This is a genomic window from Pseudomonas sp. NFACC05-1, from assembly GCF_900100135.1.
Taxonomy (GTDB): domain Bacteria; phylum Pseudomonadota; class Gammaproteobacteria; order Pseudomonadales; family Pseudomonadaceae; genus Aquipseudomonas; species Aquipseudomonas fluorescens_Q.
Map to the genome: position 1 here is coordinate 745 of NZ_FMTR01000020.1, position 23,445 is coordinate 24,189.

Here is a 23,445-nt window from a genome sequence, read left to right on the forward strand (position 1 = left end):
CGCCACAGGGTAGTTGTCTGGCTTGATTGCGCTGTTGGTTACGGTGGCAAGGGTGGGTCCAAGTGCTGTTGAGTTGAGGTAGCCTCAAACCCATGTGGGAGCGGGCTTGCTCGCGATGGCGGTGGGTCAGTAGCATCGATGTCAACTGACCCGACGCCTTCGCGTGCAGGCTCGCTTCCACAAAACCGCTTCCCTTTCAGGCATCAAGGAGATTCAGTTTGTCCTCTCCCATCCCGGTCACCATCCTCAGCGGCTTCCTCGGCGCCGGCAAGACCACGCTGTTGCGCCATCTGCTCAAGGCCGAACACGGCCTGAAAATCGCCGTGATCGAGAACGAATTCAGCGATGCCGGTATCGACACCCAACTGCTGGGCGACGAGCCGGTGCAAGTCATGACCCTGGCCAACGGTTGCGTGTGCTGCACCATCCACACCGACCTGACCAAGGCCCTGTATCTGTTGCTCGAGCGGCTGGACAGCGGCGAGATTGCCTTCGATCGCCTGGTCATCGAGTGCACCGGACTGGCCGACCCAGCGCCGGTGGCCCAGACGTTTTTCATCGATGAGGACCTGCGCGAGCGTTACATCCTCGATGGGATCCTGACCCTGGTGGATGCTGCTCATGCCGATGTCCACCTGACCCAGGCCATCGCCCAGGCCCAGGTTGGATTTGCCGACCGCCTGCTCTTGAGCAAAACCGATCTGGTGGACGCAGCCCAGGTCCAAGCCCTTGGTGAGCGCTTGACGCGCATCAACCGGCGGGCACCTATCAGGGTGGTGGAACACGGCAAGATCGACCTGGCCGAACTGCTCGATATCCGTGGCTTCAATCTCAATGCGGACCTGGGCGCAGGGTTCAGCCTGCGACCGGTCGGCAAGGCCACCACGGGCGATCGGATCAGCAGCCTCGTGCTGCGCACCGACAAACCACTGGATATCGAAAAGCTCAGCGAGTTCATGAACCAGTTGCTGGAAGAGCACGGCAAGCAATTGTTGCGCTACAAAGGTGTGCTGAACATCGCCGACGAACCCCGTCGACTGGTATTCCAGGGCGTACTGAAACTGTACGGTTTCGATTGGGACACCGAATGGGCTCCGGATGAACCCCGGGAAAGCGTGATCGTATTCATCGCCGACGAACTGCCCGAAGAGAAAATCCGTGCAGGCTTCGATGCCATCCTGCTTTGATCTTCCGCTGCCTGTGGCTTTCAACTTGCCCAAGGTGAGTTGTTGAAGGAGAAACTGCCCCCCGTAGAGCCTTGTGGCGAGGGAATATCCTGCGCCACAAGAGCTATCTGGTGATTTGTCTTTTACGAGATTTACATGCCTTAGTGCAGGCTTAAGATAAAAGTTATCTTTGATTTTTCTTCGGTCTCGGCCAGATAGAGATACGGCGAGCCAGGCACTCTTAATCCCCCGACATATTTATGGGTTGCGGTCATGAGTGAGAGGGGAGTGTGCTGGGTGTTGATGTTTTTCCGAGTGATGATGTTGTGTTGTTGATCGACCAGGATGAAACGCGTCGGGTTGGCAGTGTTTGGATGTACTGCACCAAGTACTTCAAGCCAACTCTTGCTAATCAGCCTGTTGTAGTATTCCCCGGGGTTTTTCAGGGTCAGGATGTAGCCATTGGGCGTAGGCCGGAAATGCAGCATCAATTGGGTAGAGGCCGTGCCCTGGGCTTCGGCGTGCATGCCGAGCAAATGCGAGTGATCATGGGTTTGCGGTTTGCCGGTAAAGAATCCGCCGCTGAATGAACTGACGGTCGCCATCGCAGGTTTACCATGCAGCGTTTCAAGTAGATTGACGTGGGCATCAAACATGCGAAGTGTTGCATGAAAAGATTTTTCACTGTCCATGTGATAATTGAATCCTGTGTTGAGTTAGTAAGTATGAGATGGAGCGGATAGGATCTTATTAGTTTTGTTGGGGGTGGGTGGTATTATCTGTATTGCAGAAAGTTAAGTGCGATAACAACCAGTGAATGGTGTAAGGATGAACGGGTAAGTTGGCGTTAGCTTTTTAACAGCCCATAAAAAAGGCCCGCCTCGAAGAGGCGGGCCTTTTGGCTACGGTCTGACGGGCTGATTAAGCGCCGTACACCGGCAGCTTCTTGCAAATAGCCTTGACCTTCTCACGCACGGCGTCGATGACCGCTTCGTTGTTCAGGTCCGCCAGGATGTCGCAGATCCAGCCAGCCAGTTCCTTGCACTCGGCTTCCTTGAAACCGCGAGTGGTCACGGCCGGGGTACCGAAGCGCAGACCCGAGGTGACGAACGGCGAGCGTGGGTCGTTTGGCACCGAGTTCTTGTTGACGGTGATGAACGCCTTGCCCAGCGCCGCGTCGGCGTCTTTGCCGGAGATCTCTTGCTTGATCAGCGAGAGCAGGAACAGGTGGTTTTCAGTACCGCCGGACACCACGTCGAAGCCGCGCTCGATGAACACGCCGGCCATGGCCTTGGCATTCTTCACCACTTGTTGCTGGTAAGCCTTGAACTCAGGTTGCAGGGCTTCCTTGAAACAGATCGCCTTGGCCGCGATCACGTGCTCCAGCGGGCCACCCTGGGCGCCCGGGAAGACGGCGGAGTTCAGCTTCTTCTCGATGTCGGCATTGGCGCGCGCCAGGATCAGGCCGCCACGTGGACCGCGCAGGGTCTTGTGGGTGGTGGTAGTGACCACGTCGGCGAATGGCACCGGGTTCGGGTAGACGCCAGCGGCGACCAGGCCCGCTACGTGAGCCATGTCGACGAACAGGTAGGCACCGACCTTGTCGGCAATCTCGCGGAAACGCGGGAAGTCGAGGACCTGGGAGTAGGCGGAGAAACCGGCCACGATCATTTTCGGCTTGTGCTCGAGGGCCAAGCGCTCGACTTCGTCGTAGTCGATCAGACCGTTGCCGTCGATGCCGTACTGGACGGCGTTGTACAGCTTGCCGGAGGAGGAAACGCTGGCACCGTGGGTCAGGTGACCGCCGTGGGCCAGGCTCATGCCCAGGATGGTGTCACCGGCCGACAGCAGCGCCAAGTACACGGCGGAGTTGGCTTGGGAGCCTGCGTGCGGCTGGACGTTGGCGTAATCGGCGCCGAACAGTTGCTTGGCGCGGTCGATGGCCAGTTGCTCGACCACGTCGACGTACTCGCAACCACCGTAGTAACGCTTGCCTGGGTAGCCTTCGGCGTACTTGTTGGTCAGTACCGAGCCTTGAGCTTCCATCACCGCGGGGCTGGTGTAGTTTTCCGAAGCGATCAGCTCAATGTGCTCTTCCTGGCGCTGAGCTTCTTGCTCCATGGCGGCAAAGAGATCGGCGTCGTACTTGGCAATAGTCAAATCACGGCTGAACATGGCGGTCCTCAAGGATCGGGGGCAGAAAAGGGGGGCATTCTAACCCAACCGGTTTTGGAAGGCATATGAAAGGAATTCAGCTTCAAGATGCAAGCGACAAGCTGCAAGTTAACGCGGACCGTTTCTGCCTTCAGCTTGCCGCTTGAAGCTTGAAGCTTGCAACTGCCTCAATCAATCATGAACAACGCATCATTGCTGAACTGCGCTTCGAACCGATTGGCCGGCATCGGCCGGCCGAACAGGTAGCCCTGGACTTCGTCGCAGCCGTGCTCGCGCAGGAAATCCAGCTGCTCGTGGGTCTCGACACCCTCGGCGATCACCGCCAGGTTGAGGCTGTGGGCCATGGCGATGATCGCCCGGGCGATCTGCGCATCCTGCTCGCCGGACGGCAGGCCGTCGACGAAGGTGCGGTCGATCTTCAGCACGTCGATGGGGAATTGCTTGAGGTAGTTGAGCGACGAATAACCGGTGCCGAAGTCATCGACGGCGATGCTCAGGCCCAGGTTTTTCAGCCCGGCCAGGATCTGCATCGCCTCGCTGACTTCGCGCATCAGGATACTTTCCGTCAGTTCCAGCTCCAGGCAGGCCGGCGGCAGGCCGGTGCTGCGCAGGATATTGGCGATGCGCGTGCCCAACTGGCCGTCGGAGAACTGCCGGGCCGAAATGTTGACCGAGACCTTCGGCACCCGGACCTTGGCCTGGTGCCATGTCCTGAGCTGCCGACAGGCCTCGGTGATGACCCAGTCGCCGACGTCCACCACCAAGCCGAGTTCTTCGAGTACCGGGATGAAATCCCCCGGCGGCACCAATCCGCGTCGCGGATGGCGCCAGCGCAGCAGGGCTTCGGCACCGGTCAAACGTTTGCCATCGCCGCTGAACTGCGGCTGGTAATACAGCACGAACTCGTTCTGTTCCAGGGCGTGGCGCAGGTCGCTTTCCAGCTCCAGGCGCTCCAGGGCGCTGGCGTTCATGTCGGCCTGATAGAACTGGAAGTTGTTCTTGCCCCGCTCCTTGGCGTGATACATGGCTGTGTCGGCGTTCTTCATCAATTGGCTCAGTTCGTTGCCGTCCTGGGGGCTCAGGGCGATACCGATACTGGCGGTGACGAAGAACTCCCGGCCTTCGAGCACGAAGGGCCGGACCAGGCTGGCGAGGATCTGCTCGGCTACGTTGATTGCCCGGTTCAGCGCCATTTCGCGGCTGGCGCGCGGTTGCAGCAGCAGGGTGAATTCATCGCCACCCATGCGTGCCACAGTGTCGTCGTCGGCGACGCAGCCGAGCAGGCGCGTGGCCATTTCCTTGAGCATCCGATCGCCGGCGGCATGGCCCAGGGAGTCGTTGATCGGCTTGAAACGGTCCAGGTCGAGGAACATCAGCACGACCCAGGTCTTCTGCCGGTCAGCCGATTGCAGTGCGGTGTGCAGGCGATCCTGGAACAGCGTGCGGTTGGGCAGGTGAGTCAGGGCGTCGTAATAGGCCAGGCGATGAATGCGCTGCTCGCTGGCCTTGCGCTCGCTGATGTCGCTGAAGAAGCACACATAGCTGGCCAGGTCACCTTCGTCATCCAGCACGGCCGTAATGCCGACCCACGCTGGGTAATGCTCGCCATTGCGGCGCTTGAGCCAGACTTCGCCTTCCCAGGTGCTGTGCTGTTGCAGCTGCTTGAGCACGTAGCGCAAGTGGGCTTCCTGCTGTTCGTCCACGGTCAGCATGTTGGGCAACTGGTCCAGTACTTGCGACACGGCATAACCGCTGACGCGACTGAAGGCTTCGTTGGCCTGGACAATGTAGCCGGCCGGGTCGGTGATCAGGATCGCCGAGGTCGAGTGTTCGAAGACCGTAGCGGCCATGCGCAGGTCTTTTTCAGCGCGACGCTGCTGGCTGATGTCGCGACCGACGCCGAGCACGCCTTCGAACGCGCCGTGTTCATCCCACACCAGTACCAGCCGCAGCTCGATGGGAATCTTGCGCCCATCGGCACGCAGGCAGTCGAACAGGAACAACTGGGTCTGCATCTGGTTGCGTAGCTCGGCCAGTTGGTCGGGCTTGTCGAGGGCCTTGCTGACCCGGTCCATCAGGCTGTAGATGCCGGTCAGTTGTTGCGGATTGGCGATGATCGATTGCCAGCCGTTCTGGAAGATCCAGTCGGCGGTGTAGCCCAGCACCGCTTGCACCGACGGGCTGACGTAGTTGAGCGAAAGCTTGTTGTCGGTGGAGAAAATCACGTCGCTGATGCTTTCGGCGAGCATCCGGTAGCGTTGTTCGCTGTCACGCAGCGATTCACTGGCCTCGATCTGCTCGGTGACGTCCTTGGCCACGCCGATGATTCGTGTCACCTGGTTATCCCGGTCCCGGGCCAGGGCCTGCTCGCGGATGTCGAAGCAGCGCCATTTGCCATTGCGGTGGCGAAAGCGCAGTTGGCATTGCAACAATTGCGTGTACCCACCCCGCCGCTGTGCCTGGCGCAGGCTGTGGTAGTGATCGGCATCGTCGCTGTGCAGCAGGATTTCCCAGAAGTACTCGCCCATCTGGTGCAGTTCGGTGCGGTCGTACCCCAGGGTCTGGCCCAGGTGGTGGTTGCTGAAGATCATCCGCTGACTGATGACGTCCTGCACATAGAGATGATCCGGCACGGTGCGCACCACGTCGGACCAGAAACCCTCGCGTTCGAGCAGCGAGAGCTCGATCAGCTTGCGGCTGGTGATGTCGCTGATGCTCAGGATGACCGCGTTATGGTCTTGCTGTTTTTCCGGCAGGCGCAGCACCAGCCACAGGTGCTGGTCGCGGCCATGGGCGTCCTGGAGCTTGATTTCCAGCTCCAGTTGCTTGTGTTGATCGAGCAGCGCCTCGAGCAGCTTCGAGCCGACGGGGTTGTTGTCCTGCGTACCCTTGCCGACCAGCAGTTGCCAGGCCTGATCGCAGGAATCGACATTGAGCAGTTTCAATGCCATCTGGTTGACTTCGGTGACGTGAACTTCCTGACGCAATTGCTCGAGTTGATGGGAGGTTTTTGTCCATGCGCGCAATTGATCGCCCGTGTGCAGGCCGGCCCGCTCAAAAAAAGCCTTGAGCCCCGACAGGTCGAGCACGCACAAGGCCACGCCAGTGCCTTCGAAAATATCCTGGTAGCGCCGCCGACCTTCATGCAACTGCCGCTGACGTCGGCGCATGTTCAAGAGCGCAATCACCGGCAACAACGAAAACGCCAGGCCCAGCAGGCATTTGCCGATGAAGGCCGGCAGCAGTTGTTCGATCACCTGGCGGCGGTCGAACAGCCCCCGCAGTTGCCAGTCGCTGCTGCTCAGGGGCACGGTCAGTACGGTGTTCTCCAGGTCATCCGGGGACAAATGGGTAGGGCTGCTCGAGGGCAGGCTTTCGTCGCGGCTGATGATCTGCTGGTTGAGACGGTTTTCTACCAGCCACAGCGGGCGCAGCCCCATATCGGTCTGCTTGGTCAGGGTGGAGAAAAAGTTTGGGCTCAGGCGCAGGGCCCAGTAGCCACGGCTGCTACCGCTGGCCTGGTGCAACAAGAGGTGCACCACGGAGCCGTCTTCGGCATTGCTGAAATAATGGGCCTGGGCCCGGCTGCGCCGCACCAGGTCGCCCAGGTAGTCGGCGTCGTGGCTGTCGGCGTCGCTGTCACTGAGCACTCGGCCGGAGGGGCTCAGCAGGACCAGGCTGCGCAATTCGGGGAGCGATTGCTGGAGTTTGCGCACCAGGGCCCGCTGTTCGTCGCCCGTTTGGGGTTGTTCGACGATCGGTAGCAGGTTGAGGGCGATTTGCGCGTTCAGGGCCATGTTCAGGCTGACCTGCGCGGCGAGATCGGCGGTGTAGTCGATGGTGTATTGGCGTTGTTGCTGTTGGGTTTCGCGCAGTTGGTCGAGCAATTGCCAGAACAGCAAGCCGAGCAACAGCAATACCAGCGTGGCCAGTGCGCTCTTCAATGTCCCGCGCAGGGGCGAGCCGGGCACGACTGCGGATGCGCGAGGGGACAGGGGCGGAGTGACGTTGGACAAGCTGTAATCCTGCAGTTTGCTGGACTGGCGCGACGTGCACTATAAGCCGGACGCCCGAAGGGCGGCTAGCATGCCTTGACTTGTGGCAAAGTGCCAGCCCTTGCCGGCTGGACCTTGACCGACGGTTGAGGTAGCTTTGCCGGTCAAACAAGAGCGTTCCAGCTCCAGATTCCCAGGCTCTATCCGCGCGCAGGCATTGATGACCGTCAAGTGCCGGTGCCGCGCATGGCCTGGCTCGTTCTTTTCACCTGTCACTGACGCTAGGTTCACCATGGCTCAATACGTCTTCACCATGCATCGGCTGAGCAAAGTTGTTCCGCCGAAGCGGGAAATCCTGAAAAATATTTCACTGTCCTTCTTCCCCGGCGCCAAGATCGGCGTACTGGGCCTCAACGGTTCGGGTAAATCCACGCTGCTGAAAATCATGGCCGGCGTCGATAACGAATTCGACGGCGAAGCCCGCCCGATGCCGGACCTGAACATCGGCTACCTGCCCCAGGAACCTCAACTGGATCCGACCAAGACCGTCCGTGAAGTGGTCGAGGAAGCGGTCAGTGTGATCAAGGACGCCCAGGCGCGCCTCGACGAGGTCTATGCCGCCTACGCCGATCCGGATGCCGACTTCGACAAGCTGGCCGCCGAACAGGCCAAGCTCGAAGCGATCCTGCAGGCCAGCGACGGCCACAACCTGGATCGCCAGCTGGAAGTCGCCGCCGATGCGCTGCGCCTGCCGGCCTGGGACGCGAAGGTCGAACACCTGTCTGGTGGTGAGAAGCGCCGCGTGGCCCTGTGCCGCCTGTTGCTGTCGGCCCCGGACATGCTGCTGCTCGATGAACCGACCAACCACCTGGACGCCGATTCCGTCGCCTGGCTCGAACACTTCCTGCACGACTTCCCAGGCACCGTGGTTGCGATCACGCACGACCGTTACTTCCTGGACAACGTCGCCGGCTGGATCCTCGAACTCGACCGTGGCGCAGGCATTCCATACGAGGGCAACTATTCGGGCTGGCTGGAAGCCAAGTCCGATCGTCTGGCCCAGGAATCCAAGCAGCAGTCGGCCCATGAAAAAGCCATGAAGGAAGAACTGGAGTGGGTGCGCAAAGGCGCCAAGGCCCGCCAGTCCAAATCCAAGGCGCGTCTGCAACGCTTCGAGGAAATGCAATCCCAGGAATTCCAGAAGCGCAGCGAAACCAACGAGATCTACATCCCGGCCGGTCCGCGCCTGGGTGACAAGGTCATCGAGTTCAAGAACGTCACCAAGGGTTATGGCGATCGCGTGCTGATCGACAACCTGTCGTTCTCCATGCCCAAGGGCGCCATCGTCGGCGTGATCGGCGGTAACGGTGCGGGTAAATCCACGCTGTTCCGCATGCTGATGGGCAAGGAAACGCCGGATTCGGGCAGCATCGAAATCGGTGAAACCGTGCAACTGGCCTGCGTCGACCAGAGCCGCGAAGACCTGGACGGCAGCAAGACCGTGTTCCAGCAGATCTCCGACGGTTCCGACCAGATCCGCATCGGCAACTACGAAATCCCGTCGCGCACTTATGTGGGCCGTTTCAACTTCAAGGGCGGCGACCAGCAGAAGTTCGTCAAGGACTTGTCCGGTGGTGAGCGCGGTCGCTTGCACCTGGCGTTGACCTTGAAGGAGGGCGGCAACGTCCTGCTGCTCGACGAACCGTCCAACGACCTCGACGTCGAAACCTTGCGTTCCCTGGAAGAAGCCTTGCTGGACTTCCCGGGCGCCGCCATTGTGATCTCCCACGATCGGTGGTTCCTCGACCGCGTGGCGACCCACATCCTGGCATACGAAGACGATTCGCAAGCGGTGTTCTTCGAAGGCAACTACACCGAGTACGAAGCCGATCGCAAGAAACGCCTCGGCGAAGCGGCCGCCCAGCCGCACCGCGTACGGCACAAGAAATTGGCCTGATTCGGTCGGTTGCATGAAAAAAACGGAGCCTTCGAAGGCTCCGTTTTTCATGGGGGTTACGCTGGCATCGCGAACTCAAGGGTGAGAATGTTGGGGATTGTCGGGTCCATCTCGTACAGCAAGGCATAACCCGCCCCCGTGATTCCAGTCAACAGGCTGACGTCGGGTACCCGATCGTTGTCGAGCCATGGTCCCTCGAAAAACTGCCGGGCGATTTCGTCGAGTGTCTTTCTGACCCTGCTCATGCCTTCGGGATTATCCGAATGCCGATACAGGTCATGCAGACAGATCAGATTGCCGAAATCGCCGTGGCAAAGGTTGTAGCCCTCGCCGAAACCGTGCTGCCAGAGATTGTTCTCGCATCGCTGTATATCGTCGAGCACGGTCTGCCTGGCCGCGTCGTCCAGGGCGTCCCCCATCGATGCCATGAGCTGTCGCCTGGCGATGAGGATACCTCCATCACCGTGGCACCACTTGGACGTATGCTCCGCCGGCCCGAGGTTTCGCAGGTCCAGCCAGAAACCGTCCCGGCTCAAGCGGTTTTCGCCTTCGAGCACCTGGATGGCCAAGGGCACCAGGGTCGCATCGCCGGTCACGTCATAGGCTTTGCACAGGGCATGGATGACCCCCGAGAGGCCGTGGGACAAGCCTGTCAAAATGACCGAGCGATCATCACGCCGCAGCAGTTGGCCATCTTCAATCAGGACTTGATCCTTGATGTAGCCAATCATGCGTTGGATGGCTGGCAGCACGTCCTCCTGTGCAGACAATGCATGGATATTGGCCAGCAGGGTCACAGCCCCACAACAGCCTCCGAGGAAGTCGAAATCATAGTCTTCAGGAGGGACTTCAATCAGTTGGGTCAGCAGGCCGGCGATTTTTTCATCGTGTTTCGGATCTCCCGTTATTTGCCGACGATTGATCAGCAGATAGAGATAAGCCCCCAGCCCGTGATAGGCACTGACGGTCAAATCGGTTTTGAAAAAGCCAAAGCGTTGTTCCAGGGAGTACAGGACCTGATCCATGCGCGACAGAAAGTGCGGTTCGCCGCTCACCTTGAACAGGCCCAGATAAAACAAGCCAATCCCGGCGATACCGGAGTACAGCCCGTGATCCATGGGCGACGGGTACTTTCTCTGGGTCGTGGGGTGCAGGTGAAAAGACAACCAACTGACGTCCGTTGATGTTCCTATGATAGCGAGCTCCTCGATACGGGAGCTGATGCTCAATATTCCGTCGAGTAGGCCCGATGGGAGAGCGCTCTCAAGGTTCGCAAGCCTCTGTCTGGCGCGCAGTGGCAGTTGTCCATTAGGCTCAGGAAACAAACAAATTTCGAGCAATGTGCGTTGTAACGCTTTGTCTGCATGGGACAGGCTGGCCAGTTTCTGTAAGCAGCTCTTTATTGGTGGCTCTATGGGCGTCATTCCTATCGTTTCACCTTGGGCGCTCGTCAAGTAGTTGGCGTTGAGAGGCATGGTGAAACATGGGATGCTGGATCGTTGCAGGTCCGCTATTTCATAACGGGGAATACCTTTTGCTGCATAGGGTTCCTTCAGATCTTTCCATAAAGTTGCCAGTAGAAGTTCCCTGTCCAGCATATTTTGCATAAAGCGTGGGTGGCGGCTTAGTCCGATGAAATCGGCATAGCGCTGGGAGTTCTTGAGCAATACGCGGGTTGATAATTCGCCTGCAGATTGTTCGAGTATCTGCATGATCATCTGTTGATAAATCATCAACTGGCCATAGGCATAGTCAAAGCCATGGAGGAGTTCAGCTTTATAGGGTTCAAATCCCTTATGCCCGCCTTGCAGGTGTGGCAGGTGTTTTTGCAGTGGCTGGTGTTCGAATTGTGTTTTGCGCAGATGGTAGAAGCCATCTTCGAAAACCAGGGAATGGCGGGTGGAAGTGAATCGCTCTTGCCGAGTCAGACCGCTTTGGTCGTAATTGGATTTTTGAGAGAAGGGTAAAAAACCGGTGGAATATACTGACTGTTGGGTCAACTTGAAGGCATTGAACAACGCGCAGTCGGCAGGTAAGTCGTGTAGCAGCTCGCTGGTAGAGGCGGTGAATAAACATTCAAGGTCAATCATGACCGGGCTGCTTCCACACGCAATGATATTTTCGTAGTGAAAGTCGATGCCATTCAATGCGTGGATGAGGGCCATTTGTGCGCCCATTTTTGTATAGAACAGCGCAACGTCTGCTTCGCTGTCGCAAGGCAGATTGTCGATCTTTTCTACCCAGCTATGCTGCTCGCAGCTGAGGATCCTGGGTGCATGTATAGAAAAACAATCCGCGCCTGACCACTCATGCAATTGCCCAAGGAGACGATTGAAAAACAACGCCTCCCGGCTCGCTCTTGGTTTGTAAACCAACGAGGTCGTACCAATTTTAACCTCGCAGACCGTTTCACCACGACCATGGGGATCACCTAGACCAAGTTCGATCGCGTCGATTTTCCGGGACGGGATCGAAAACGTCTTCTCCAGCAATTCAGTATCGTCGGCGAAGTCGCGAATGACCCCATAAAGGTAGTGGGTGGTGTCTTCCAGTAGATCCAGTAGCAGGCCCGCCAACACCGGGTAGGACTCAAACAATTTCAGCAGTGGCAATGTGCGCAGATGCTCATTGAAAGCTGTTAAATCGAGGTCCTCACCGGCTGCAATCCGCGTATTCAAATAGTGAACCAGGCTTTGTTCTGATGTGCGTTCTACCCGGCCCAGAACATAGCGCTCCAGGCTTGCAAACAAGGCCCGGTCATCGATGTGCAATGATGCAGCGGCGTAGCGCGGATCGCCTTTGAACGTATCCATGAAATAAAGAAAAAAACGGTAGCCAAACCAATAAAAATTGTTTTTGCCGATTGAGATAGTGTTCGTCTCGGTGTCAAGGCTGTCGAGCTGGGTAAGTTTTGCCTCCAAGGCGTTTAAGACGGTTTCGCCATCGATGGGCAAGGGTTGGTTATTGGCAGGTTCCTTGATGTACGCAGACAGCTGCGCCCTGTCTAATCCGAAGTGATTCAGCAAGGCCTGATCATCAACATGCAGGCGAGTCAGGTTGTTTTCAAAAAGGGCGATATCGCGGCCGGAAGAGAATCTGTGCTGACCTCGCTGATTCAACTTCAAGGAGTTAATTAACATGCCGTGTCTCCTGACATGGATAGAGCAGGCGGTGCCTGCTCTATGTTTTATTGATTGCCTGTTTTGACGATCAGTTGAGCGGGATTAGCAGCCCAGTGTCGAGCACTCGAGATTGGTGCACGTTCCGAAAGTGTTGCACTCCAATGACGTTATCAGCATCCGCCCATTGCTCTTGTTGGCAGGCGCTTGATAAGCGTTGAACTCGAGATAGAAGTCACCGGACATGTTCAGGATTTTTTCGCTCATGATATTTCCTCATCAGTTATTGAATATCGCGTACAGCGGCCTGCGGCCAATCGGATGCCAATCACTGTATCCGAACTGTAGGATGTCAAATGAAGTTGTCTATGAATGGGATTAGGGATATCAAAGTCGCCCTGTGCAGGTCGACCTTGAAAGTGGGATTAGCACAAAATGGCGGTGCACTCTGCGGTGCCACATTCGACAATGGTCAGCGCTGCTGACTCAATGCCGCGACTGACGAGTTGGTAGGACTTGAAGTCACCATCGAAGTCACCGGACATTGCCAGTATGTGTTCGCTCATCGTGTTTCTCCTCTGTTGTTACGCACCTGTTTTGGTGCGGGGAAAACAATAGCACGCTGCCGATTAAGCACCAACTTGTCGTTATGACCTTATGTTGCAGTTACATGTTGCTACAGGTATGTTGTTACTGTTGCGACGCTCTAGCGCTAGAGGCTTTATTGCTCTTGTTCGAGTCTGCAGGAAAGGTTTAAGTGTTTTCTCATGGTACTAACAAGTGCTGCTCGCTCAGTTCGTTAATCAAGCGCTATTGCAATGACTTCAATGGCGAGATTGCCCATCGGTCGCTCCCAGATCACCTCATCCCCAACCTTCGCCCCCAGCAACGCTCGCCCCAGCGGCGAACCCCAGTTGATCAGTCCACTGGCCGCATCAGCTTGGTCTTCACCCACCAATTGCACCCGCTGCTCGTGATCATGCTCGTCGACGAAGGTCACCCAATGCCCAATCCGCACCTGGTCCGTTGATGTCGGCACGACGACCTGGGTGCTTTGCAAGCGCTGATTGAAATAGCGCAGGTCCCGTTCAATGTCGGCGATGCGCTGTTTGTCTGCCTGGTCGCCTTTGGCTGCGTGCTGGCCATGCAGTGCCTGCAACTGGGCGACGCGGGCCTGCAACTGGGCAAACCCGGACGGTGTCACGTAATTGGGCTGGGCACTGACCTGGCGTTCGACCGGTTGATCGGCCTGGGCTGCGGCGGTGTCTTCGTTGACGAAAGCGCGACTCATGGTGTTCTCCTCTATTGGAGTTTGGGCCATGGTCGCAGGCTTTTGGTTTCGATGAATGTCTGTGCGCGACTTACGGCGAGCGATAAGCCCGGGCGGCATCCTGGTCTTTCTGCTGTTGCCAGGCCCGTTCACGTTCATCCCAGTGACGTTCGCGATAGGCGTCACGCTCCTCGCTTTCGCGCATGGCCTGACACTGACGGAAACCATCGCTCCAGCCTTCGGCGTAGCGCGGGTCCTTGAGATAGCGCGGCACGTCTTTCCTGAACTGGCCGGTGATCACCCCGGCGGCTTGCCGGCCGCTGCTGCAACCGTCGTCGTAGCCGTCGGCGAACGCTGGTGGATAACCCCGGGCGATCAGGTCTTCGCGGGTGGTTTCACAGCCGCTGACCAGCAACATCACACTCAATACCGCTACCGCACGCCACATGCCTGTCTCCCTGCCGCATTGGCGGCCTTACCAGGAGAGTTTAGAAGCGCAGTTGTAGGCGGGAGGTGAAAGAATGATCAAAAAATCTGCGGTTGCAGGTAAATGAGGCCGCCTTCATAGGGCGGCTTTTTCAACGGCATCGGCAATCAGCGGAGCCACTTCACGGAGTCCTTCGAGCGTCAGCTTTTTTTGTTTGTACATGTTGTACCAACTCTGGCGCCAGCGAATGACGCGCTCACCGTCACGCAATTTGAGTCGCTTGAGTGTGTACTCGGCTTTGTCGCGATAAGCCGGAGGAATCGCTGCTGTGGTGCGCATCTGAAGCGACGGCAAAATGATTTCGAACCAGCCTGGGCCCACGTCATGGGGATCGAGCACCGTGTCATCAGCTGTTTTCTTGCTGGAATTCAGCGTGCCGGAGGCGAAGCGGTAATTGCTCCATTCGTAGGTCAGGCCCGGGTAGTGCTTGTAGCTGAGGTAGTGATCGACCGTTCCGCCGGTAGGGTCAAGCATGGCCGCGTAGGCACACAGGTTTGTGTAATGATCGGCCAGCTCTCGCGAGCATTTGTTCCAGAGCGGCGAGGGACGAGGAGCGCCCGGATTGTCAGTGAGCCATTGTTTTCCCGGCGTTCTGACGTATTTATCAAAATCGGCGGGTTCCTTTGGCCTGGTCACCGGGATCATTGATGGCCCTCGCCATTGAGCTTCAGGAGGCCGCTCTCGATCAGCCAGCGTGGCCAGAACTCATCATGGGCCGGAAGCAGCTTTTGCAGCGCCTTATGGATGGAGGCTCGGGTCTTGAGTCCTTCAGGCAGTTGCTTCTCGCCACGCATGAATGCTTCGGCGGCCTCGATGGCTTTTTCTGCCTCCAGCGAGCGCGCCTGTTCCAGCCCGAACGTGTCAGAGACCAACCAACTGCTGGCGTCACCCTGGGCTGCCCAGTGTCCTTGTGTCAGCGTGACCTTCTGGTCCTGGATCGACAATTGAATCTGATCGTCCTGTTCTGCATCGAATACCGGTTCAAGGGAGGCGGCGACAAGGGGGGAGTGCGTGGCAATCAGGAGTTGGGGGGGAGCGGCACCGTGGTTCCCGCGCAAGGTCTTGATAGCTTGCAACAAACTGGGCATCAGCGTGCGCTGCCACCTTGGATGTAAATGAGTCTCGGGTTCGTCGAACAGAATGACAAACCGGCGCTCGGGCTTTTTGTCGAGCAGTGCGGCCGCTGCCTGGTGCTCATACCAGGCCCACACGAGAAAATAGGCCAGCCCCAAGATGCGTCTTACGCCCGCAGAGGCCAGCGCGACCGGAACGTTCTGATTGCCGATGGTAAGTGTCGGTCGTTCTCGACCCTCGCCCAGGTAGACTCGTCTGGGTGCCCCGACGCATAACGGTTCACTGGCGGGAGAAAGGTCGCGCAATGCGTTTTCCAACGCCTCGAATTGGGGTTTTCGACCGTTTTGCCAGTTGACCCAGTCGCGCTCCAGGCCTTCACAGACCCTTTGTCCATTGACGTCGAGGCCATCCCATACGTCGTCGGCGGAAAAGTGATACGCGGCGGGTCGATCCTTATCGGAGCGCCAGTAATTGCGGGCCGGATCCCATACGGAAAAGCCGCCGTCGATGCGTACGTAAACCACGATGCCGGGCATGGTGGGACGGCTTTGTTTCAGAGGCCAGGAGCTGTCTTCCCGCTTGTAGGTCGATACCACAGGCTGGGCGACGCCGGATTTACCTTTTACAACGTATTCAATGGAGGACTTGCCGGGGTTTACAGGCAGGGCTGGCGTATTGGCCCAAGTGCGCGTCAGCGCCCACCAGGCCAGGTCCAGCAAAAAGCTTTTGCCCAATCCATTGTCACCTGTAATCAGATTGATTCGTGGCGCCCAGTTAACTTCGAGCTCAGGAGCAGGCCCCACGTTTTTCATGTGCAGATAATCAAGCATCGCAGCATTCAATTCCGATTAAAGGTTGATCCGGGCCAATCTACTTGATTTTGGCTGACTTCGAAACGAGCCCGGAAACGCGCCTGCCATTCGACCTGGGATTGGGCCTTGATCCTCTCTCTGGCTCAGATATCAATAGTGATACCACTTCACCTCAAGCATCACTTCGTTCTCCGGCGAGGCCAATTGGCTGAACTCCCGCTGGGCACTCAGGCGCAGGCCGAGGTTGCGGGACAACTCCCATTGCTGGTTCAGGCTCAGGCTGCGGCGCACTTCGCCGTTGACGAAATAATCACCCTTGGCTTCCAGGCTCAGGTTGCCCAGCGGGTTTTTCCACAGCACACCGCTATTGAAACCGGCGGCCGGGGCGATGAACTGGGCGAAGTCATTGTTGTGCTCGACCCGCACCGTGCCCAGGGCAAAGCCGAGGACATCCTCGCCCAGCGCCCAGGTGCCGCCGGCGCCGCCGTTGATGTGGCTGACCAGGGTTTCGTCATCGTGTTTGCCTGGCACCCGCTCCAGGCCGCCGGTGACCTGCCAGGACAGCGGTTGCAGCAGATCGTTGCGTGGGGTCAGGGAGCGAATGGTCGCCAGGTCCAGTTGTTGCACCTGCCAGTCATTGCCTTCGTACTGGCGCAGTTTCAATTGCAGGATTTCGATCTGTGCGCCCAAGGGGAAGCTCTCGGCGTTGTCGTTGAGATCGTGATAGGCCATGCGCAAGCCATACTCGCCGAACGCCCGGTCGCCCCGCGTGCCGAGGCCAGCCTGCCAGGTGCGCGATTGATGACCGTCCTCGGGCAGGCCCGGTTGCGGGATATCGAGTTCCGGCGCAGGGTTTTGGTTGATCGCCCGCAACAGTTCGAAACTGCGCTGGGCGCGTTGTGGGTCGCGCTCCTGGCCGTTGGCGCGATAGCGCTCCAGGCGATAGGCCGCATCGATGATCAGCGCCTGGCGTTCGCGCGGCAACGCCTTGAAGCCGGGGGCTTGCAGTTGCTGCTGGTCGGCGCTGGCTTTGAGTACCCATTGCTGTTCTTCGTCGCTGAGCGGTTCGGCGCGGCTGAGCAGTTCCCGTTCACGGGACGGTCGATACTGGATGCTTTCCACCAGGCCGGCTTCTTTCACGGCCTTGACGGTGTCGGTGGGAATCGCAGTCAGCGGGAATTGTTCGGTCAGGCGCAGGCTGGGGCGAGCCACTTGCAGCAATTCGAGCAGGCGATAGGAGCAGTTTTCGTCGAAGAAAAAATAGTCGAACTGAATCTGCTTGAGTTCCCAGACGTGCTCGACCATGCGCTCGGTTTCCGCCTGGCTCAGGTTCAGGCGGTATTCCCACAGGTCGCGGTTCTCCAGGCTACGGTACTCGGAGAGTTTTTCCTGGTACGGCACCAGGGCAAACAGGCCGGGATAGCCGCCCATCAGGCCCTTCCAGGCATAGAGGATGCTGTTGTCCGAGCCTTCGATGTAGGCGCCGAAATTGATTGCATAGCTGAGCAGGGCGGTCTTGTCGCTTTGCACATCGGCCTGGTCGATGCGCAGCAGGGTGTGGCCGAACATCGAGGACGGGCTGTTCAGATACGCGGCGGGGAAGATCATCACCGCGCTGTGGGGCGAGACGTCCTTGAACCACTGGTTGAAGTCGCTGCAGTCAACGGCCGGCAGATCCGTCAGATTGAGCTGGGCCTTGAGCCAGCGCGTTCGCGCCGGGTACACGCACTGGGCATGCTGCTGGCCGGCGCTGGCCGGGCCGTACAGGGCTTTTAGCGTGGCACTCAGTTCGCGCTCGGGATGTTCGTTGCCATCGGGCGCGAGGAAGAATTGCTTGTCGCTGATATAGCTGCGCCAACCGCCGAGCTTGGCGGTTTCGTAGTGGCCCAGGGAAATCCAGAAGCGGTCATTGGCCAGTTGCTGCAAACGTTGAGGGTCGACATGAGGCGCGGCGGACAGCGGGGCGCACACACAGAGCGCCAGCCAGGCAAGGCGTTTGAGCATAGTCGGCTACTTGGAAAGGCGAAAAAACAAAGACCGAAGGGGCCCCGAAAAGAAAACCCGCTCCCCGAGAGGAGCGAGTGGTGTCGAGCTTAAGCTTGAGTGGCGTACTTGGCCAGGCGAGGATCGCTTTTCAGCACGGCCAGGGTGTTGGTATGCACATCTTCCGCCGTCACGTCAGCCTTGCTGAAGATCTGTTGGAAGTGCTCGTGGGTAACGGCGGAGAAGTGTGCGCGATCTTCCGGCGCCACGCCCAGTACCACGGCATAGGTGGTCAGCGCTTCGCCCTGACCCTTGGCCATGTCTTCGGACAGCTCGTTCATCATGCCATTCATGGCCAGCCAGGACTTGCCGCCGTAAGTCAGTGCCGCGTTGGTCGAGCAACCGTTGGTGCCGGATGTCATGCCGAAGGTAGCGTTACCGGAAGTGCCGTTGGTGGTGGATGCCAGGAAGTGTGCCGGAGTGCCACGCTGACCTTCGAACAGCATGTTGCCCCAGCCGCAATCCGGGCCGCCCGGCGCCTGAGCCATGGCGTTGATGGATACAGCGGTGAAGAGAGTACCGAGAAGAATCCGTTTCATAGCTATGTTCTCTTTATGTGCATACCGATGGACAGGGTCTGGCCCCTACAGCTGCCAGTGGGCCGGTTATTGTTCCAGCCGCGCAGTTTGGAGTTTAGGCACGATCTGAGGGTTCCGTGACATTTTGCAAAAACATCACTGGAAGATCGCCTGTCTACCGGCCCGACCGCGGTTTCCCCTTTGACTATGCTTTGGGCAGAGGCGCTCCTTGCCAGTCAGGTACAGGCGGCGCCAGAATGCCGCTATCTGCCCCGCCTGATGTAAGGAAGCCCGATGCCTGATCCTGTTGCTGCCAGCTTGCGTCTAGCGCCCGAAGCGCTGACCCGTCCGTTTTCCGCTGAACAGTTCAGCTTCTCTACCACCAATGATCTGGAGCCCTTCCGCGGTGTGCTTGGCCAGGAACGTGCGGTCGAAGCCTTGCAGTTCGGCGTGGCCATGCCGCGCCCCGGTTACAACGTATTCGTCATGGGTGAGCCCGGCACTGGCCGGTTTTCGTTCGTCAAACGCTACCTCAAGGCCGAAGGCAAGCGCCTGCAGACCCCGGCGGACTGGGTCTACGTCAACAACTTCGATGAGCCCCGCGAACCCCGTGCCCTGGAACTGCCGTCAGGTACGGCCGGTGCTTTCATCGCCGACATCAACGGCCTGATCGACAACTTGCTGGCGACGTTCCCGGCGGTATTCGAGCACCCGTCCTACCAGCAGAAGAAAAGTGCCATCGACCGCGCCTTCAATCAGCGCTATGACCGCGCCTTGGATGTGATCGAGCGCCTGGCGCTGGAGAAGGATGTCGCGCTGTACCGTGACAGCAGCAACATCGCCTTCACGCCAATGAGCGAAGGCAAGGCCCTGGATGAAGCTGAATTCGCCCAGTTGCCGGAAGCCGAGCGCGAGCGTTTCCATGAGGACATCTCGGGCCTGGAAGAGCGTTTGAACGAAGAGCTTGCCAGCCTGCCACAGTGGAAGCGCGAGTCCAGCAACCAGTTGCGCCAGCTCAACGAAGAAACCATCACCCTGGCCCTGCAACCGTTGCTGGCACCACTGTCGGAGAAATACGCAGAGAACGCTGCGGTCTGCGGCTACCTGCAGGCCATGCAGGTCTATCTACTCAAGACTGTGGTCGAGCAATTGGTGGATGACAGCAAGACCGACGCCATCGCCCGCAAGCTGCTGGAGGAACAGTACGCGCCGAGCCTGGTGGTCGGGCATCCGTTCAGTGGCGGCGCGCCGGTGGTGTTCGAGCCGCACCCGACCTACGACAACCTGTTCGGCCGCATCGAATACAGCACCGACCAGGGCGCGCTCTACACCACGTACCGGCAGTTGCGTCCGGGTGCCTTGCACCGGGCCAACGGCGGTTTCCTGATTCTCGAAGCGGAAAAAATGCTCGGTGAGCCGTTCGTGTGGGATGCGCTCAAGCGCGCCCTGCAATCGCGCAAGCTGAAAATGGAATCGCCGCTGGGGGAACTGGGGCGCGTGGCCACCGTGACCCTGACGCCGCAGCACATTCCGCTGCAGGTCAAGGTCGTGATCATCGGCGCCCGCCAGCTCTACTACGCTTTGCAGGACCTGGATCCGGACTTCCAGGAAATGTTTCGCGTGCTGGTGGATTTCGACGAAGACATCCCGATGGGCGACGAGAGCCTGGAGCAGTTCGCCCAGTTGCTCAAGACCCGCACTTCGGAGGAGGGCATGGCGCCGCTGACCGCCGACGCGGTGGCGCGCCTGGCGACCTACAGTGCGCGTCTGGCCGAACACCAGGGGCGCTTGTCGGCGCGTATCGGTGATCTGTTCCAACTGGTCAGCGAGGCGGATTTCATTCGCCAACTGGCCGGTGACGAGATGACCGACGCCGGTCATATCGAGCGCGCCCTCAAGGCCAAGGCCACCCGTACCGGGCGTGTCTCGGCGCGAATCCTCGACGACATGCTCGCGGGAATCATCCTGATCGACACCGCCGGCGCGGCCGTGGGTAAATGCAACGGGCTGACAGTCCTCGAGGTCGGCGACTCTGCGTTTGGTGTACCCGCGCGGATTTCCGCCACGGTGTACCCGGGCGGCAGCGGCATCGTCGACATCGAGCGGGAGGTCAACCTCGGCCAGCCGATCCACTCCAAGGGCGTGATGATTCTTACCGGCTACCTGGGCAGTCGTTATGCCCAGGAATTCCCGCTGGCGATCTCGGCCAGCATTGCGCTGGAGCAGTCCTACGGTTACGTGGACGGCGACAGCGCGTCCCTGGGCGAGGCGTGTACGCTGATCTCGGCTCTGTCGAAGACGCCGCTCAAGCAGTGCTTCGCCATTACCGGCTCGATCAACCAGTTCGGTGAAGTGCAGGCGGTGGGCGGGGTCAACGAGAAGATCGAAGGCTTCTTCCGCCTCTGTGAAGCCCGCGGGTTGACCGGTGAGCAGGGGGCGATCATTCCCCAGGCCAACGTCGCGACCCTGATGCTCGACGAGAAAGTGCTGGCCGCCGTGCGCGCTGGGCAGTTCCACGTCTATGCGGTGCGCCAGGCCGACGAAGCCCTGAGCCTGTTGGTGGGCGAGCCTGCTGGCGAGCCGGACGAAAACGGCGAGTTCCCCGAGGGCAGCGTCAATGCCCGGGTGGTGGAGCGGCTGCGGGTGATCGCGGAAATGATCAGCGAAGACGACATCAAGGAAGCGGAAAAGGAATTGGCGCAGCAGGCGTTGACGGAGGCCAAGCCGGCCTGATTGCTGTATTCCAAGTGGGACCCTGTGGGAGCGAGCTTGCTCGCGATAGCGCAGTTTCAGTCACTCATCAGTCGACTGTCACACCGCTATCGCGAGCAAGCTCGCTCCCACAAATTTTTGGTTGTTTCAAAAAAACGCCACCACTTTGGCGTCAATATTCACACTGTGACCGCTCGGCGCATTCTGGTCTCGAAAGTCCTTGCGACCGGAACTTTTCTTCTATCCTCAGCTCAAGGATAACGAGAGTCATCATCGGATCGAAACAGCCTCCTCCCGGGGCTGAATACCGGATCTACCGAGGGGCGCCGCCATGTCGCGCAACCTTTGCCTCACTCGTCAATGCCTGGGCCTTGTCACCCGTATCGAATGCGCCATCCGCCCCCTGGCGGGAGATACCGGTATGTGGACCTTGCTCTTCGCCGCCGGAATGGCCGGTGAACAACCTTCTGCCATCAAGGCCCAAGGGCCATTTCCCGGCCCGACTGCCGCCGAATCCATCCTCGATACCATTGTGCAAAGCCTGACGCTGCACGGCTACGAGCTGGCCGATGACCCGCAGATATGGTCCCTGCACATGCAAGCCCAACTGCGTGAAATCAATGGAGGCCGTTGTCGCAACGTCGGCGGCTTCGAGTTTCGTCCGCTGCATTGAAGGCCATCACCGCACGGGCATCGGCAGTAAAATTTTGACACAAGAGCAGGGACCTGGGACGGTCCCGGCGTTTGTGGGGCCGGTCGTGGCTGATATACTCGCCGCGATTTTTCAGCCCTGGTGTGAGATTCAATGGAACGCTTTATCGAAAACGCAATGTACGCCTCCCGTTGGCTGCTGGCGCCGATCTACTTCGGGTTGTCCCTGGGCTTGCTGGCCCTGGCGCTGAAGTTCTTCCAGGAAGTCTTTCACGTCATCCCCAACGTGTTTTCCATGGCCGAGTCGGACCTGATCCTGGTGCTGCTGTCGTTGATCGACATGGCGCTGGTGGGCGGGCTACTGGTGATGGTGATGATTTCCGGCTACGAGAACTTCGTCTCGCAGTTGGACATCGGCGACGACAAGGAAAAGCTCAACTGGCTGGGCACCATGGACTCTTCATCGCTGAAGATGAAAGTCGCGGCCTCGATCGTGGCCATTTCCTCCATCCACCTGCTGCGCATTTTCATGGACGCCAAGAACGTCGATCCCGAGCATCTGATGTGGTACGTGATCATTCACATGACTTTCGTGGTCTCGGCATTCGCCATGGGCTACCTGGACAAACTGACCAAGCACTGAGGTCGGTTCACCACGCTGACACAACGCCCGCCTGTAGAATTGCAGGCGGGCGTTGTCGTTTCGGGCGGCTTGCTTTGACGTAGGGGGCTCGTCACCCGCGGTGGCATCTGTGCTAGTCTGCTCGCCCTTTTGGTTCCGGGCGCTCCGGGAGGCGCTGTGTCACGCACGGCAACTCTCGAGCCGTCCGCACAGCGGAGCAGCATCATGTCCGAAGTTAACCTGTCCACCGACGAAACCCGCGTCAGCTACGGCATTGGCCGTCAGTTGGGCGACCAACTGCGCGACAACCCGCCACCGGGCGTGAGCCTGGACGCCATCCTGGCCGGCCTGACCGACGCGTTCGCCGGCAAGCCAAGCCGCGTGGGCCAGGACGAGATGTCCGCCAGCTTCAAGGTCATTCGTGAAATCATGCAAGCCGAAGCCGCTGCCAAGGCTGAAGCCGCCGCTGGCGAAGGCCGTGCGTTCCTGGCCGAAAACGCCAAGCGTGAAGGCATCACCACCCTGGCTTCCGGCCTGCAATTCGAAGTGCTGACCCAAGGTGAAGGCGCCAAGCCGACCCGTGAAGACCAGGTGCGTACCCATTACCACGGCACCCTGATCGACGGCACTGTGTTCGACAGCTCCTACGATCGTGGCCAGCCAGCCGAATTCCCGGTTGGCGGCGTGATCCCAGGCTGGACCGAAGCCCTGCAACTGATGAACGCCGGCAGCAAATGGCGCCTGTACGTGCCGAGCGAACTGGCTTACGGCGCTCAAGGCGTTGGCAGCATTCCACCGCACAGCGTGCTGGTGTTTGACGTCGAGTTGTTGGACGTACTGTAAG

18 protein-coding genes are annotated in these 23,445 nt (G+C 59.0%); 6 read left to right on the forward strand and 12 right to left on the reverse strand.

The genetic code is table 11. The features are described 5' to 3' along the window. The first annotated feature begins 218 nt into the window (after positions 1 to 218). On the forward strand, positions 219 to 1,187 hold the full coding sequence (gene yjiA / locus BLO97_RS23220; RefSeq protein WP_092348377.1) for a GTPase: 969 nt from the start codon (positions 219 to 221) through the stop codon (positions 1,185 to 1,187). Between the two features lie 140 nt (positions 1,188 to 1,327). Here the strand turns inward: yjiA and BLO97_RS23225 are convergent, their stop codons facing one another. From BLO97_RS23225 to BLO97_RS23235, 3 genes are all read right to left on the reverse strand, one after another. Then, entirely contained in the window at positions 1,328 to 1,858 is a 531-nt protein-coding gene (locus tag BLO97_RS23225; RefSeq protein ID WP_092348380.1) for a hypothetical protein, read from the reverse strand. A gap of 229 nt (positions 1,859 to 2,087) precedes the next feature. Continuing rightward, positions 2,088 to 3,341, reverse strand: coding sequence for a serine hydroxymethyltransferase (gene glyA, locus BLO97_RS23230; protein ID WP_072347783.1), 1,254 nt, complete (start codon positions 3,339 to 3,341; stop codon positions 2,088 to 2,090). 167 nt (positions 3,342 to 3,508) lie between these two features. After that, complete coding sequence (locus BLO97_RS23235) at positions 3,509 to 7,357, reverse strand: sensor domain-containing protein (RefSeq protein ID WP_092348382.1); 3,849 nt, start codon at positions 7,355 to 7,357, stop codon at positions 3,509 to 3,511. A gap of 271 nt (positions 7,358 to 7,628) precedes the next feature. On the opposite strand from BLO97_RS23235, the gene ettA reads away from it, so the two are divergent. Next, positions 7,629 to 9,293 carry an energy-dependent translational throttle protein EttA gene (ettA, locus tag BLO97_RS23240; RefSeq protein ID WP_030140297.1) on the forward strand — a complete coding sequence of 555 codons (1,665 nt, stop codon included), beginning with the start codon at positions 7,629 to 7,631 and terminating at the stop codon, positions 9,291 to 9,293. A 56-nt stretch (positions 9,294 to 9,349) separates the two neighbouring features. Here the strand turns inward: ettA and BLO97_RS23245 are convergent, their stop codons facing one another. The 9 genes from BLO97_RS23245 to BLO97_RS23275 form a co-directional block, all read right to left on the reverse strand. Continuing rightward, positions 9,350 to 12,433, reverse strand: a complete 3,084-nt coding sequence (locus BLO97_RS23245; protein ID WP_092348384.1) for a type 2 lanthipeptide synthetase LanM family protein — start codon at positions 12,431 to 12,433, stop codon at positions 9,350 to 9,352. Between the two features lie 84 nt (positions 12,434 to 12,517). Further along, complete coding sequence (locus BLO97_RS31720; RefSeq protein WP_170862107.1) at positions 12,518 to 12,679, reverse strand: hypothetical protein; 162 nt, start codon at positions 12,677 to 12,679, stop codon at positions 12,518 to 12,520. A gap of 158 nt (positions 12,680 to 12,837) precedes the next feature. Further along, positions 12,838 to 12,978 carry a hypothetical protein gene (locus BLO97_RS31725; RefSeq protein ID WP_170845994.1) on the reverse strand — a complete coding sequence of 47 codons (141 nt, stop codon included), beginning with the start codon at positions 12,976 to 12,978 and terminating at the stop codon, positions 12,838 to 12,840. A 233-nt stretch (positions 12,979 to 13,211) separates the two neighbouring features. After that, positions 13,212 to 13,703 carry a GreA/GreB family elongation factor gene (locus BLO97_RS23250; RefSeq protein ID WP_092348387.1) on the reverse strand — a complete coding sequence of 164 codons (492 nt, stop codon included), beginning with the start codon at positions 13,701 to 13,703 and terminating at the stop codon, positions 13,212 to 13,214. Positions 13,704 to 13,773: 70 nt separating this feature from the next. Continuing rightward, on the reverse strand, positions 13,774 to 14,130 hold the full coding sequence (locus BLO97_RS23255; RefSeq protein WP_092348389.1) for a hypothetical protein: 357 nt from the start codon (positions 14,128 to 14,130) through the stop codon (positions 13,774 to 13,776). Between the two features lie 114 nt (positions 14,131 to 14,244). After that, the gene (locus BLO97_RS23260; RefSeq protein WP_092348391.1) at positions 14,245 to 14,814 is read right to left on the reverse strand and encodes an HNH endonuclease family protein; all 570 of its coding nucleotides are present in this window, start codon (positions 14,812 to 14,814) and stop codon (positions 14,245 to 14,247) included. Continuing rightward, positions 14,811 to 16,073, reverse strand: a complete 1,263-nt coding sequence (locus BLO97_RS23265) for an AAA family ATPase (RefSeq protein WP_092348393.1) — start codon at positions 16,071 to 16,073, stop codon at positions 14,811 to 14,813. The genes BLO97_RS23260 and BLO97_RS23265 overlap by 4 nt, the downstream gene beginning before the upstream one ends. 132 nt (positions 16,074 to 16,205) lie before the next feature. Further along, entirely contained in the window at positions 16,206 to 18,059 is a 1,854-nt protein-coding gene (locus tag BLO97_RS23270) for an Lnb N-terminal periplasmic domain-containing protein (protein WP_092348395.1), read from the reverse strand. A gap of 89 nt (positions 18,060 to 18,148) precedes the next feature. Then, on the reverse strand, positions 18,149 to 18,637 hold the full coding sequence (locus BLO97_RS23275; RefSeq protein ID WP_003185616.1) for a DUF3015 domain-containing protein: 489 nt from the start codon (positions 18,635 to 18,637) through the stop codon (positions 18,149 to 18,151). 273 nt (positions 18,638 to 18,910) lie between these two features. On the opposite strand from BLO97_RS23275, the gene BLO97_RS23280 reads away from it, so the two are divergent. From BLO97_RS23280 to BLO97_RS23295, 4 genes are all read left to right on the forward strand, one after another. After that, positions 18,911 to 21,349: a Lon protease family protein gene (locus tag BLO97_RS23280; RefSeq protein ID WP_063324297.1), complete on the forward strand. Its 2,439-nt coding sequence runs from the start codon at positions 18,911 to 18,913 to the stop codon at positions 21,347 to 21,349. Positions 21,350 to 21,659: 310 nt separating this feature from the next. After that, positions 21,660 to 22,001 (forward strand): PA4575 family protein, encoded by a 342-nt coding sequence (locus BLO97_RS23285; protein ID WP_013694243.1) that lies wholly within the window; start codon positions 21,660 to 21,662, stop codon positions 21,999 to 22,001. A 132-nt stretch (positions 22,002 to 22,133) separates the two neighbouring features. Further along, positions 22,134 to 22,622 (forward strand): TIGR00645 family protein, encoded by a 489-nt coding sequence (locus BLO97_RS23290; RefSeq protein WP_003205748.1) that lies wholly within the window; start codon positions 22,134 to 22,136, stop codon positions 22,620 to 22,622. A 204-nt stretch (positions 22,623 to 22,826) separates the two neighbouring features. Continuing rightward, a complete protein-coding gene (locus BLO97_RS23295) occupies positions 22,827 to 23,444 on the forward strand; it encodes a BamJ family beta-barrel-assembly machinery protein (protein WP_003205746.1) in 618 nt (205 codons plus the stop codon). Position 23,445 lies beyond the last annotated feature (1 nt).